The 14383-nt window shown below is 34.3% G+C and carries 9 protein-coding genes; 2 read left to right on the forward strand and 7 right to left on the reverse strand.

Annotation, left to right across the window (positions count from 1 at the left end; genetic code table 11):
* Position 1: 1 nt before the first annotated feature.
* From Q8S45_RS07215 to Q8S45_RS07245, 7 genes are all read right to left on the reverse strand, one after another.
* Positions 2–2029: an ADP-ribosylglycohydrolase family protein gene (locus tag Q8S45_RS07215; RefSeq protein WP_305602945.1), complete on the reverse strand. Its 2028-nt coding sequence runs from the start codon at positions 2027–2029 to the stop codon at positions 2–4.
* Complete coding sequence (locus Q8S45_RS07220) at positions 2029–3543, reverse strand: RagB/SusD family nutrient uptake outer membrane protein (protein ID WP_305602949.1); 1515 nt, start codon at positions 3541–3543, stop codon at positions 2029–2031. Before Q8S45_RS07220 ends, Q8S45_RS07215 begins: the two co-directional genes overlap by 1 nt.
* Positions 3544–3557: 14 nt before the next feature.
* Complete coding sequence (locus Q8S45_RS07225; protein WP_305602951.1) at positions 3558–6506, reverse strand: SusC/RagA family TonB-linked outer membrane protein; 2949 nt, start codon at positions 6504–6506, stop codon at positions 3558–3560.
* An 11-nt stretch (positions 6507–6517) separates the two neighbouring features.
* Positions 6518–7450 carry a ribokinase gene (rbsK, locus tag Q8S45_RS07230; protein ID WP_305602954.1) on the reverse strand — a complete coding sequence of 311 codons (933 nt, stop codon included), beginning with the start codon at positions 7448–7450 and terminating at the stop codon, positions 6518–6520.
* A gap of 648 nt (positions 7451–8098) precedes the next feature.
* Entirely contained in the window at positions 8099–9664 is a 1566-nt protein-coding gene (gene citF / locus Q8S45_RS07235; RefSeq protein ID WP_305602957.1) for a citrate lyase subunit alpha, read from the reverse strand.
* Entirely contained in the window at positions 9657–10868 is a 1212-nt protein-coding gene (locus Q8S45_RS07240) for an aldolase/citrate lyase family protein (protein ID WP_305602960.1), read from the reverse strand. The genes citF and Q8S45_RS07240 overlap by 8 nt, the downstream gene beginning before the upstream one ends.
* A 41-nt stretch (positions 10869–10909) precedes the next feature.
* A complete protein-coding gene (locus Q8S45_RS07245) occupies positions 10910–12316 on the reverse strand; it encodes an SLC13 family permease (RefSeq protein ID WP_305602968.1) in 1407 nt (468 codons plus the stop codon).
* Between Q8S45_RS07245 and Q8S45_RS07250 the strand changes: the two genes are divergently transcribed.
* Positions 12198–12461: a hypothetical protein gene (locus tag Q8S45_RS07250; protein ID WP_305602971.1), complete on the forward strand. Its 264-nt coding sequence runs from the start codon at positions 12198–12200 to the stop codon at positions 12459–12461. The genes Q8S45_RS07245 and Q8S45_RS07250 overlap by 119 nt on opposite strands.
* Before the next feature lie 178 nt (positions 12462–12639).
* Positions 12640–14124 carry a hypothetical protein gene (locus Q8S45_RS07255; protein WP_305602963.1) on the forward strand — a complete coding sequence of 495 codons (1485 nt, stop codon included), beginning with the start codon at positions 12640–12642 and terminating at the stop codon, positions 14122–14124.
* The last annotated feature ends 259 nt before the right edge of the window (positions 14125–14383 follow it).

Genomic DNA, 14383 nt, shown 5'->3' on the forward strand with positions numbered 1-14383 from the left:
ACTACCATGTTTTATTTGATTTATAGACACTTAACTCTGTAATAGATGTGAAACCTGAGACATTTTTAGTGTATTTGTTCCAGTGATCCTGAATCATTGCATCGCCAATAATACGAATGGCTTTTGTTTTTACGGACTCAAAACTAATCATGTATTCAGCAAAATGTGGCTGAAAAAAAACAACATCTGTTTTTGGTAATGGTGGATTGAAAGTGCTTTTATTGACAGAAACCCACTTATTTTCTTCATTTTTGTATTGAACATTCAGAGAAGTGAACCAACCACCAAATTCTTCCATCCCTCCTGTATTAAAGACCAACATATCAATATCTTGTTCCTCGTTCCATTCATATCCATAATAATCTACTTTCGGGATTTTTGCTTTGGCAGCCAAACTATAAAATACTGAACCTGCTCCATTAATCTTTCCATCACGAATTACTTCTGCATTTTTAGCATAGATTGATTTACCAAAAGTGGTCCAACATGAATCGAGTACAGATTCATTTAAAGTGTTTACATTAGCCAATACTTTGGCAGCCTCTTTTTCAATATTTATGCCACGAACTAACAATTCAAAATCTTTTTTTAAAAATTTTTCACCATTGTCCAATTGTACAGTTACTTTGTACTTTCCTGAAATTACTGGTGTACCCGTGAGTCTTCCGTTATTAAATGAAATACCTTTTGGAAGTTTACCATCAACTAATTTCCAATTGTATTTTTTATTGGCATCGCTGTAAAAAACAAAATCAACAGGCTTGTTTACTTCCATTCGTGCTGCTGGACCAATATAAAACTCAAGTGGAGCATTAAACACAGTATTTGTATTTATGGTAATTATTTCCTTGCCTGGTTTTCCTGTAACTTTTCCGCCTTTATCCTTTACAAGTTGAACGGTCATTTGTACCATTCTGTCAATCTGATTTTGAATGCTCGAGTCAGGTAATTCATATCTGGTAATATTGATGTAAGTGTCATTAAATGGTTTTGTCCAAGTATCAATAGGTAAATACAAATCTTTAGGCAAAGCTTTAAAGCCATAAACAATTCCCAACAATCCAGCAACAGTAGCTGCCTGATTGTCTGCATCAAAACCCATGGCACAGGATAGATCAAGCGTGCGTTGAAAATCTCCATTGCCGTATAACAATGCTAATATTCCGCATGCACCATTTAGGTTTGCATTCCAAATTGTTTTAGTTAAGTCAGGTTCGTTTATGTAATATTTATTTGCCATTTCCTGCCAGGCATCTTGCCATTTGTTAGGATATTTTTTATGCAAAGCAATCATGTCGCGAATTGTTTGGGCATATCTGCCGTTACTAGGCAACTCTTTTAAACCAATGTTTATTAATTTGTTAATGTCCTTCTCAAAAAAAGCTGCTGCATACATGGCACCGTAATGAATAGTAGGTTCTGTTCCCCAGCCATCACTAGTAATTCTCGCCGCCCAATCTGATTTTTGTGCCACATATTTTACCATTCCAGGAGCAGTATAAGCCCATATTTCATTAATCAGTTGTGGATCAATTTGAAACCAATGAGGATTAATATCCTTATCTCCTGTGAAAGGAGGTGTAAATCCATAGTGCATTAATCCTAGTGTAGCGCGATTAGCCAACCACACACGGTCACGAATGTGATACATCCAAGTTTCACGTATTTGCTCGTATGTTGGCTCGAAACCATATTTTTCCATTGCAAGCAAATACATATACTCCACATCTGTATCATCATCTGAAAATGCGCCATTATATTTTTTTAATTTATCAAGATTTTTGCTGTAACCATAAGGCCAATTTTCAGCACCAGGCGCATTTACATATTTATTTTCATGTGGAAGACCATAAATATTACCAATCATCTGACCAATCCAAGCTCCAGCAATTTTATTGTGCATTTCGCTTAACGAAATCGATTTCTTATCACTTGTTTGCTTTTTCGGTTTCATCGAAGAAAAAAGAAATAAGGCAACGATTGTTAACACAATGATGGTAAATGATGATATGGAACTTTTATATTTCATTAATTTGGATTTTGAACAAGATTAGTGTTTGCGTTTAGAGCACTTTGGGGTATTGGAAATAATTTTTTATTTGGTCCAGAAGCTGGTTTTTCCCACCAAGAATTTCCCCACACACCAAAGCGTATTTGATCTTGTCGCCTGTGACCTTCCCAAGCAAACTCTCTTCCTAATTCATCTAATAGTTCGTTATTAGTAATGTTTCCAATGGTATAAACAGGCAATCCTGCTCTTGTTCTAATTTTTTGCAAATCAGGATTGTTTATGAAGCCAGCTACAGAACCTCCGCCACGATGAAGTGCTTCAAGTTTAGTATAGAGTACATCAGCATAGCGAAAAAGAACGAAGTCGTTTTCCATATCGACTACATCGTAACTAAGTTTTTCTTGGTATTCATATTTGGCAACTCGAGCACCTTCCCATTCTCCTCTTGATTTGTAATTTGCGATAGTAGGTGTGTAGATGAATGGTTTACCTCCTATAACAATAGCATTTCCTTTGATGTCGTATTGTTGTCCAAAGAGAAAGGATTTTCTTCTGATATCATTGGCTGCATATTTGCCAAAAAAGTCAGGCTGCAATACAAATCCGTCCCAAGGCACACCTGCTAAATTAAATGTTGACTGGCTATCAGCATTTAATGTGAGGGCTTGCCAATAAAAGTGTTCGTCTGTGAGCTGAGGATGATAAGGAATTACAAAAATATTTTCTTTTGAGCCTTCATTTTTTACTTTAAAATTGGCGAAATAGTCATTTTCGATTTGGTATTTATTTAATGCTATAACCTTGTCACAAGCCGCTACTGCTTCAACAAATTGATTTTTTCCTACCCATTCTTGTGCGTTAATGTACATCTTTGCTAAAAGAGTATAAGCCATTCCTTTTGTAACTCTTCCGTAATATTCTGGTGTAGGAGATTCTTGCAAAAGATTGACATTGTCTAGTATTTCTTTAACTATAAAATCATATACAAATTGTCTGTTCTTTTGTTGTGGTGGGTTTCTATCACTAAAATCTACAGAAAATGGAATATTGCCCCAGTAGTCTATAGCCCAATAGTAATAAAAGGCTCGAAGGGTTTTGATTTCTGCAATCACTCTATCTTTGTTTTTAATATCAAGCGGCGTTATTACCTGCAAGATTTCGTTACAGGCCGATATTCCTTCAAAAACCATATCCCACGATTTTGTAAGGATTTTATTGTTAGCTGTTGAGCTGCCGAGAGTGTGTTTCTGAATGACTTCCCATCGTCCTTGCTCGAACCATTCACCATTGTGTTTGGTAGGAATAACAAGCTCATCTGATGCGTTTTGACCTAGCGACCAAAGCCTTTGTTCTTCTGGGTAAGGCTGTAGTTTTACATAAGCACGACCAGCATAAGCAATTACATTTTGTTCATTGGTTAAGAAATTACCTGCTGGAATTTCAGAATACACCTCTTCCGTAAGGTCGGTACAAGAAAATATACTAGAAGCCAATAAGACTAATGAAACAGTTGAGATTAAATATTTTTTCATAATTTCTGTTTTAATTATTTGAATGCTGCTTTTATACCGATAGACAAAGATGTGGTTCTAGGATAGTATGATAATCTATCTATTCCTGGTTCTAAACCGCCTTGATTTACTTCTGGATCTATTCCTTTGTATTTGGTAATCCAAAAAACATTTTGAGCTGAACCAAAGATATTTAATCCTGAAATGTATTTCGATTCAATGTTAAAATTATAGTTAAGGGTAATGTTGTCTAATTTCAAAAACGATGCGTCTTCAAGATATTTTGAAGAATAGGTAATGTTTCCTATAAATTCTGGATTTTCTAACTGTATGTGAACAATATTTCGAAGACCTATATTATTCCAAGACTCATAATACAAACGATATGAATTCAACACTTTGCCTCCAATTCCTGCACGAAATACAAATCCTAAATTCCAATTTTTATAGGAAAGGTCATTACTCCAACCAATTATAGCATCTGGATTAGCACTGCCTAAATTTTCCCATTTACTTTTATCAACTTCGCCAATAGGGTTTTGATTTTTAAATACATCATAGCCGTCTTTAACACCCAACCAAACTGGACCATAAAAAGTGCCGAGTTCTTGTCCTTCTTGAATTCGTTGAGTCCAAACTCCAACTGTACCACCAATAAAAGCGGTCTCGTAAGATGTTTGAGTAAATTCGCTATTAGAGATTTTATCTAAATAATTTTTATTATGACTGGCGGTAAGAGTAGAATTCCATTGAAAATTATCGTTTTTAATCAGTGTACTATTAAGAGTTAACTCTATACCTCTGTTGCTGATTGTGCCTACGTTTGTAAACAATGTAGGATAAAGGTATGGAGGAACAGACACTTGAAATTCCCATAGTAAATCTTCGGTTTTGCGAACATAATATTCTATGCTACCGCTTAATCTTTTATTTAAAACGGAAAAATCAATTCCTATATTTAACTCGTTTTTCGTTTCCCATTTTAAATCAGGATTAGGATTTTGCCCTGGCCCATAAGAATTAATCCACTGTTGATTGTAGTATAGACTGCCTACTCTTTCTAACAAAAGTTGAGATCGATAAGGACTAAAATCTTGGTTTCCAGTTACTCCGTATCCAACACGCAATTTCAAACTATTAATCCAATTTACATCTTTAAGAAAGGCTTCTTCGCTTAATCTCCAACCTAAACTTAATGAGGGAAATAATCCCCATTTATTATCAGTACCGAACTTAGATGAGCCTTCATTTCTTATTGATGCCGATGCAAGATACTTACCATCATAATTATACATCACCCTATTAAAAAAGGCAATTAGCGTGCTGGATTCTTTATAAGAACCCAGTTCTCCTTTTCCTTCTCTAAAATAAGAACCTGCAGCAATATTGTTATAAAGAAATAAGTCTGTGTCAAAATTAGAATTTCCTATAAAAGAACTATTCATTTCGTACTCTTGATAAGAGTAGCCAGCTATTGCTTGCAAATTATGTTTATCGAAGGACTTGTTATAAGTCAAAACACTTTCAAACTGTGAGTTGCTGTTGCGACCATTAGCGATGTCGGCTTCTCCATTAATACCTATAATAGTAGGGTAATATTTTGTTTTATAAGAGCTGTCTTCCCAATCTGATTTTTGTGTAGCGATAAAATTATCCCAAATAAGACTGTTAGTAACTTTTAGTTTTGCTCTAAGGCTTAACAAAATATCCGTTGTTTTACCTTCACGTGTTCTTTCGTTTAACATTGCTACTGGGTTATAATATTCTAATCCTTGTTTGAAGGAATATCCACCTGTTGCTGGATTCGAATTATCATAAACTGGCTGTGTTGGGTTTTGGATAAAAGCCTGTCTAAATATTTCGTAATTTGCTGGACTATAAGTTCTTATATTATTTGTAACATTAAAGTCAAAAGTAAGTTTATCATCGAAAACTTTTTGGATTAAATTAGCTTTAATGATAAGATTTTCCGCTTCATTTTTCTGCAATAAACCTTGATTACTCACGTGTGTTAGTGATAAACGTTGAGAAAAGGTTTCTGTTCCTCCCGAAAAGCTAAGATGATTCTCAAAACTAATAGGATTTTCATTTGTTACCTCTTTAAACCAATCTGTGTTGCTGCCAAAAAGACTTCCCGCTTTCGATGGTTGATAGGTTTCAATTGCATATTTAAACTCATCTGCAGTTAAGTTTTTTACACCTCTTGGAGCAACTTGAGTAGAAATTTGAGAAGAAAATTCAAAAGTTCCCTTACCTCGCTTTGCGGCTTTAGTAGTGATGATAATAACTCCATTTGAGCCACGTGTTCCGTAAATAGCAGCAGCAGAACCATCTTTCAATACATCAAAGGATTCAATATCTTGAAAATTCACATTCTTCAAATCTGCTCCAATTACTCCATCTATAATGATTAAAGGTCCTTGTCCTGATGTAAGTGTATTTGTTCCACGCAAAAGAATCTGATATCCAGCCATTGGATCAGCTCCATTTGGTTTAGTTATAGACAAACCTGCTACCTTTCCTTGAATTAATCCCATTGGATTATTGTAAACTCCTTTATTAAAAGCATCTGATTTCAATGTAGTTACGGCCCCAGTAATTTCTTTTTTTGTTGTAGTACCATATCCAATTACTACAATTTCATCTAAGTTTTGAGATGATTCATTTAATTTTATATCGATGTGATTCCTTTTACTTACTGAAACTTCTCTGGTTTGGAAGCCCATAAACGAAAAGATTAAAATTGCATCAGGAGAAGCCTTAAGCGTATAATCACCTTCGAAGCTGGTCAAGGTTCCTGTTTGTGTGCCTTTTACTAATACATTTACACCAGAGAGTGAATTGCCTGTAGCGTCAGTTACTTTCCCACTAACAACAAAGTTAGCATTAGATTGAGCCGATAGCTGTGCAATAGGATATAAAGAGATTGAAGCAAGAAGTATCCAGTAAAATATTCTTGAATGATTAATAAAGTTTGTTTTCATAATTTTTGTTTTTATAATTGAGCCAACTCACTACTAAATAATAACAATTCATTACGGTATGGAATTGATGACTGAGCACCCATCCTTGTTACGCTGAGAGCTGATGCTTTCGCTGCTGTTTTTGCCGCTTCTAATATTGTTTTTCCTTCGGAAAGTCCAACGCAAAGTGTGCCACTGAAACAATCGCCTGCTGCGGTGGTATCAATCGCCGTTACTTTAGTAGCTATAATATTATAATAATTATCTTTCTCCTTAACAAATACTCCCATTGAGCCCATCGTAATCACAACATTCTGAACCCCCTTTGCACTTATTATATCAGCCGCTTGCTTCGCTCGCTCAAAGTTAATTACCTTTATGCCAGAAAGTATTTCTGCTTCTGTTTCATTGGGCGTAACAAGATAAATATTTTTAAGTAATTTGTCTGATAAAGTTCTAGCGGGAGCTGGATTAAGAATTACAGGAATTCCGTTTTTTGATGCCAATTCCGCTACATACTCAACTGTCTCAATCGGTATTTCTAATTGCATTAAAATCAAGTCTGCTGTTTTTATTTCATCTTTCGCTTTATCCACGTCAGATGGATTTAAATTTCCATTTGCCCCTGAAGCTACTGAAATGCAATTCTCCCCGTAAGAATCCACCATAATTAATGCAACTCCAGAAGGAGCTTTTGGATCGGAGAATATAAAATTTGTATTTATCCCTTCTGAGTTGTATAATTCAATGGATTGTTTTCCGAAAATATCGTTTCCTGTTTTGGAAATAAAAGTGACCTTACCCCCTTGTCGTGCTGCTGCTACTGCCTGATTGGCTCCTTTACCGCCTGAATTCATCAAGAAAGTACCACCAATAACAGTTTCTCCTGGAATAGGTAATCTATCACCTTTAATAACCATGTCTGTATTGCAACTTCCTATTACAATAATTTTTTTCTTATTCATGAGTTTTGTTTTTAAACTATGCTAAAAATATCATTTTAAATACTTAAAAAAATTCAATAAATGATGATTATTAATATGAATAAATTAATACATATATTTTTAATATATTGATTATTAGTTATATATATGTATATAATTGAAAACTAACAATAATTATAAAGATATAATTTCAACTAAAGAATTGAGAAGTTTAAAATACATTAAGTTTATTGCAAAAAAATTCGTTTAACAATTACCAGTATTTAATAAAAATAGCTTCAAAAAATGTTGCTAATACACATTGAATTAATAACAATTACATGAAGAAGAATTTTTATTTATGTTTTTAATAATGAAAAGCACCTCATTCACAATATAGAAACCGCACTTTGGTTTCGGCTAACTCTACCATTTAAGTACTATTCGAGGCTTTTTTTCTGATTTGCAAATTTAGGCGCAGCCAATAACTTTTAGAATTTATTTTGAATTTAAAAATTAGCCAGAAGATTTAGGGGAGAGATAATTAAACTCATTATTTTCCTAGAATGTTAAGCATGTTTCCAGAATCCTATTTTACTTAAAAAACATAAGTGAATCTAAGAAAGATAAATCTCAGAAGTTGATTATTATATGAGCCATAAGTATGTGAAAAGCCTAGATGATATTAGGTTATTGCGGACAAACCTTTCTTATAGCATCAATTATTGTTCCATCAACCCATTTAACGACCGCCACAATTTTATCATCAAATTTTTGTTTGATCGGAACACCACATATTTTTTCAGCTTCATTTTTTAGCTCTTGAATTGTTCTAATAGGTAAGCTACTATTTTTTAATTTTTCGATTAAATCCTGACGCAAAGGGTTTATCGCAATGCCCCGTTCGGTTATAATCACATCAATCAGTTCTCCTGGACCACAAATAGTTGTTACTTCATCACGGATTACCGGAATTCTATCTCTAAAAAGTGGCACTGGCAGTATGGTACACTTGGCAAATAAACAATTTTGCCACCCACCTATACCATGCAAAAGCACTCCATCAGAATGTGTAACAACATTTGCATTGAAATTTACATCAACTTCTGTAGCTCCTAGAATAACAACATCTACAAGCTGTGCGAAATTACCCTTACCATGATAGTTGTAACTGGTAAACGGACTAGTATTTACATGTTTTGGATTATCTCTCATCGACTTTACTCCGTCTAAATCGAATGTTTGTCCGTCTAAAATATATTCTACTAATCCTTCGTTCAGCATATCCACCAAATACTTATTGCTTCCTCCCCTTGCAAAACGAGCTTTCATGCCCTTCTTTTTTAGCATCTCGCTAAAATAAATTCCAATCGATAAAGCTGTACCTCCAGCGCCCGCCTGAAAAGAAAATCCATCCTTAATAATCCCAGCATATTCACAAAATTTAGCAGTCATCTCTGCAAGCAGAAGCCTGTCCGGACTTTTTGTTATTTCAGTAGTGCCTGAAACAATTTTTTCGGGAATACCAATTGTATCCACTTTTACCACATAATCAACATAATTGCCCTGTATTTGCCATGGCAAACAAGGAAATGGAACTAAATTATCGGTCACTACAATCACTTTATCTGCATATTGTGAATCTGCCAATGCGAATCCTAAAAGACCGCAAGCGGCTGGACCGTCAACACCATTGGCATTGCCAAAAAAATCAGCTGTCGGCGCTGCGATAACGGCAATATCAATTTGTATTTCGCCATCCTGTACAGCTTGATATCGCCCTCCATGAGAACGCAGCACGCCAACACCTTTCATTTTACCTTCAGAAGCGAAACGACCTAACTGACCATTCATACTTCCTTCAATATGATGGATGGTTCCATCTTCAAGATATTTAATTAATGAAGAGTGACATTCGAAGGAGGCAGAGGGAAACCAAATTAAATTTTTAACTCCAAGCTCTGCTGCAATATCAAAGATTTCATTAGCAACCAAGTCACCGTTTCTAAAATGATGATGTGTAGATATTGTCATACCATCTTTTAATCCTGCCTTAATCAATGACTCCTTTAATGAAGAAACCAGCTTATTGCCGTCATTAGGAAAATCTATGCATGAAGAAATGCGCTGCCCAAATTTATTTCCGATAGGACGATGCTGCCCAACACCTTTAAAAGGCACAACAGTCTCTCCATTTACTCTCGTTGGTACTTTTCTACCAATTGCATTTACAACTAACTTTTCTTCCTTATTCATTTGTCTGATTTTTCCAATTTATATCTAACTTACCCAATGAGACAGCCAAATCTATAATTCTTTGAGCCCTTTTCACAATTGGGGCATCAATCATTTTCGAACCAAGGGAAACTACTCCTAATCCTTCTTCTGTTGCTTTTATAAAGGCTATTACAATTTTCTTCGCATTATCAATTTCTTTTTCATTTGGAGCAAAATTATCACGAATGACTTTTATTTGGCGAGGATGAATACATCCCATACCTTCAAATCCTAATGCTTTTGATTTATGCACATTTTCTTTCAATGCTTCTATGTCATCAACTGAACTAAAAACCGAATCTATTGCTTGAATCCCAACGGCTTTACAAGCATTGATAATCTGACATCTTGCAAAAAGAGATTCTATACCTTCGTTTGTACGGTTTACGCCAAGATCGGCAGTATAATCTTCTAATCCGATGGCGATGGCTACAACATTATCAGCAGCTTGTGCAATTTCGAAAGCTTTTATTACGCCCATGGCACTTTCGATAATTGGCATCAGCCAAACAGGATTAATCATTTTAGATTTTTTCTGAATTGCTACAATGCGTTGATTTACTTTATGAAGTTGGTCTGCACTTTCGCATTTTGGAACCAACACAAGGTTTACATTGTGGGGAATAATATATTCAAGATCTTCAAGACCTGCTGGGATTTGGTTTATACGCACCATTCGTTCTACTCCCATAAAATTGAGATTCCGCAACGCATTACGAACCAAGAATCGGGCTTCATTTTTCTTATCAACCGCCACAGCATCTTCAAGATCAAGGATAATACCATCAGGTTTATGAATTCCTGCATTAATCATTAAACTAGGAGTGTTTCCAGGCAGGTACAATCTAGTGATACGGTGTTGATCAAAACTTGAAGTATTTATATTTTCTGGCAGCATTTCAAGCAAAAACTCCTTGTCAGTTTTTATTTGCTTTTTGATTGCAGCTTCAAGTCTTGCAGCCAATACAAATGGCAATGCACCTTTGTCTTCAATTTTTAATATAACGTGTTTAAGATTAAAGAATTTTAAAACCTCTTTACATAATAGCACAATACTATCACCATAAAGTGATTTTACCTTACTTTGTAAATCAATTTGTATCCCTCCTGATTTAGTTAGTTTTAGAGAAACAAAACAATCAGACCTATCTTTATCTCCTTTATTACCTGTAGTTACAATCATTTTATTATGCTAAAAGTTCAACAATATAAACAAATTAAATGTTATTTAGCCCATAAAGGCAATGCCATTTCCAAATCCAACCATGGAATGATAATAAAATAAAGAATTATAGTCAGAAGAACCAATGTGATTATGTTAAGCCAAAAACCACATTTCACCATTTGCGCAACAGAAACTCGTTCACTGGCAAACACAACAGTATTAGGGCCAGTTGCAGCAGGCATCATAAAAGCACAAGAACATGCTATGGTTGCGGGTATCATAAGCAGCAACGGATTAATACTTGCTGCAATAGCAGTACTTGCTAAAACGGGCAACAAAATATTGGCACTGGCTGTATTGGAATTAAATTCGGTAAAGAATAAAACAAAGGAGATTACTATTACAAGTATCATAAAAAAAGGATAACCATTAATAAATGATAGCTGGGAGCCTAGCCAATCTGCCAAACCAGTTGACACAAAACCCTCTGCCACGGCATAACCACCACCAACAATCATTACTACTCCCCAAGGTATTTGGCTTGCCTCTTTCCAATTGATTAATCGTCTCTCTTTATTGGCAGGAATCATAAACAATAGGATCGCTGAAGCCATTGCAATAGTACCGTCATGTACATTGCCCGTAATACCAAATATACCCGTCCATCCCGGAATTACAATTTGCCCCAATATTAAATCATCTTTAAAAACCCAACCAAAAACAGTAATTGCAGCAACATACAAAACTCTTTTCTCACCCGAACTCATTTTACCCAATGCATCTAATTCCTCTTTAATAATTGTAAGGTTATTACTAAGGTTCCCCTCTATTTTGAAGTATCGAATAATAAAATACCAAAACACCGGAATTAAAATTATAAGGATTGGAACCCCAATTTTTAACCATATAAAAAAGTTAATTGGAGGGGCTTTTGGAAACATTTTTTCATAAATACCAACAAAAATCATATTGGTGGGTGAGCCTATAAGTGTGACTAGACCACCAATGGAAGCTGAATATGCAATGGCTAACATAAGACCAGGCGCAAATAAATTTTTTTGAGCACCTTCTACCTCATCATCTTTAGCAAGAATTGAAAGTCCAATAGGTAACATCATCAGGGCTGTTGTAACATTCGCTATCCACATTGAAACAACCGCTGTTGCAATCATCATACTTAATACAATTTTTTGACGGCTGTTACCAAAAATATTTATTATTGACAGCGCTATTCTCTTGTGCAAATTTTGAGTTTCAATAGCCTTCGCCAAAAAGAAAACTGCCAGAAACATGAGCGCATAGCTATGCCCATAGTTTGCTGCAGTATCAGCAGGTGATAATATCCTCATGGGTGGATACAAAACTAACGGGACAAATGCGGTAACGTATACAGGAATGGCCTCGGTGACCCACCAAACACTCATAAGAACCACTACCGCAGCTGCCCCTTTGGCCTCAACACTCATTCCTGTTGGCGTGGGAAGCAACAATATAACCACAAATGCTATGATTCCTCCAATAATTCCAGAATATTTTTTTGAGAGCATTATTCTAATTGTATTTAATTTGAATCAAACTTATGAATTTAAAAGATGGGGATTATTCAAATAATATCGTATAATTGTAGTCTCAAATGTTGTGTAAATATTTCAATTAATTGATTAATAATTAATTACGAATTAATTATGATGTTTTTTTTGTAATTATAAAACGAACTTTATTCTGATATTATAAACCTTTTCATCTACTTATGATAAAATCCGAATCCTTAATATACCTCGTGAACTCCATGACAAAGCCCGAGAAGAAAGCTTTTAAAATAGCGACCGCAACAACTATCACAAATTATAGCAAACTCTATACTCTTATAGTTAATGACAAAGACGTGACGTCAGCATCACTTCGTATAAATTATTTACGTTTAATTAAAGGTGCTTCGTTTGATACTTCCGTAAATTATCTTTATGAACTTTTATTAAATATAATGCTCGAATTGCGGAAGGAACAAGATATTTATTATGAATTATTTGATAAAATTTCAAAAGCACGAATTCTTTATGAGAAATCCTTGTATAAAGAATGTTTTAATTTACTTGACAAAATAAAGGCAAGCGCCACTGTGTATGAGAACTATTACGCTTTGCTTATTTCATCACGCCTCGAATTAGAATATCTTCTGGCTCTGAATTATCCAGAAACGAATGAAAAGGCTTTGCATCATAAGCAATTTAAAGTAAACGAAACATTGAGAATTACCCAAAAAATGCATCAACAATCAGCCTTATATGAATTACTGAAACACCGGATGATTTACAAAGGCAACTCTCGTTCTGAAAAACAAAAAACAGAGTTAAACGATTTAGTGGTCAGTGAGATGAGTATTATGGCCTCCTCAAACCTTGAGGGTTTTGAAATTAACAAACTCCATCAATTATTTCAGGCCAACTATCTTATTAGCGTAGGAGATTACAAATCGGCCTATCATTCATTTTTTGAATTAAATAACTTATTGGAAGCAAATAAACACCTGTGGTCAAATCCTCCCTTTTATTATGTTCTAACATTAGAAGGCGTTTTAGATAGTTTAAGGAGTCTTCATAATTATGATGGTATGACTTACTATATACAGCAATTGAAAAACCTAAAATCATCTTCCCTTAATTTTAACACCAATGTTGTTTGTTTGATATTTCTTTACGAATTATTTCCAATTCTTGATAGCGGAGATTTTTTGGCATGTGAAATACATATGAAAAAATATGATGAAACATTGTTGAAAAAAGTGAATTCACTTAGTCTGTCCAGAAATGCAGAATTAAGTTTAAACATTGCACTCATTCATTTTGGATTAAAGAAATTTCGCAAAGCCCAAAATATTTTGAGTAAGGTGATTTTTGCCAGCAGGGATTATTCCTATCTACCTCTTTATCGAACACTGAGATTAGTTAATCTTATGGTATTATATGAATTAAAAGATTTTGATTTTATAAAATATGAATCACGATCTATAAAAAGAGAAATACTAATGGCTGGGAAAAATTATAAAATTGAAAGAAGAATTATCAATTTTGTAAACAAACAAACCCTTCCAGCCTATGCGTTAAAGCGTATTAATTTGTGGGAGAAAATGAACAAAGATTTTAAAACAATTAGTCAAGATGTTTACGAACAGCAAACCATAAAACACTTCGATTTTTTGGCTTGGATTGAAAGTAAAATCAGAAGAATTCATTTATCTAAAATTTTAATTGAAAAAATGCATTCAAGGTTCTAACGCAACAAACGTTACTTCTTTATAAGAGTCTAAGCTACAAATTTTAGTTCAGAATCCATTATTTCTTTAGGGGTTTATATCTTATAATTTTTCGGGGTCTGTTATTGAGTTTTTCTTGTGTTATTAACCTGACGGTTATTTAACGGAATTTTATCAAGCTGCATATTTGATGTCTTTATGATTGAAATATTTTTGAACTCTATCTGGATTTTGAACTAACATTTGCATATGGTTTTCTAAATTTTCTTTAAGTTTTTCA

It is taken from the genome of Lutibacter sp. (assembly GCF_030692605.1).
Lineage (GTDB): Bacteria > Bacteroidota > Bacteroidia > Flavobacteriales > Flavobacteriaceae > Lutibacter.

What these genes read in the sequence shown, in the direction of transcription:
- Q8S45_RS07215 (WP_305602945.1), bottom strand. Translation starts at nt 2,029, where the DNA reads ATGAAATATAAAAGTTCCATATCATCATTTACCATCATTGTGTTAACA.
- Q8S45_RS07220 (WP_305602949.1), bottom strand. Translation starts at nt 3,543, where the DNA reads ATGAAAAAATATTTAATCTCAACTGTTTCATTAGTCTTATTGGCTTCT.
- Q8S45_RS07225 (WP_305602951.1), bottom strand. Translation starts at nt 6,506, where the DNA reads ATGAAAACAAACTTTATTAATCATTCAAGAATATTTTACTGGATACTT.
- rbsK (WP_305602954.1), bottom strand. Translation starts at nt 7,450, where the DNA reads ATGAATAAGAAAAAAATTATTGTAATAGGAAGTTGCAATACAGACATG.
- citF (WP_305602957.1), bottom strand. Translation starts at nt 9,664, where the DNA reads ATGAATAAGGAAGAAAAGTTAGTTGTAAATGCAATTGGTAGAAAAGTA.
- Q8S45_RS07240 (WP_305602960.1), bottom strand. Translation starts at nt 10,868, where the DNA reads ATGATTGTAACTACAGGTAATAAAGGAGATAAAGATAGGTCTGATTGT.
- Q8S45_RS07250 (WP_305602971.1), top strand. Translation starts at nt 12,198, where the DNA reads ATGGGTGGATACAAAACTAACGGGACAAATGCGGTAACGTATACAGGA.
- Q8S45_RS07245 (WP_305602968.1), bottom strand. Translation starts at nt 12,316, where the DNA reads ATGAGTGTTGAGGCCAAAGGGGCAGCTGCGGTAGTGGTTCTTATGAGT.
- Q8S45_RS07255 (WP_305602963.1), top strand. Translation starts at nt 12,640, where the DNA reads ATGACAAAGCCCGAGAAGAAAGCTTTTAAAATAGCGACCGCAACAACT.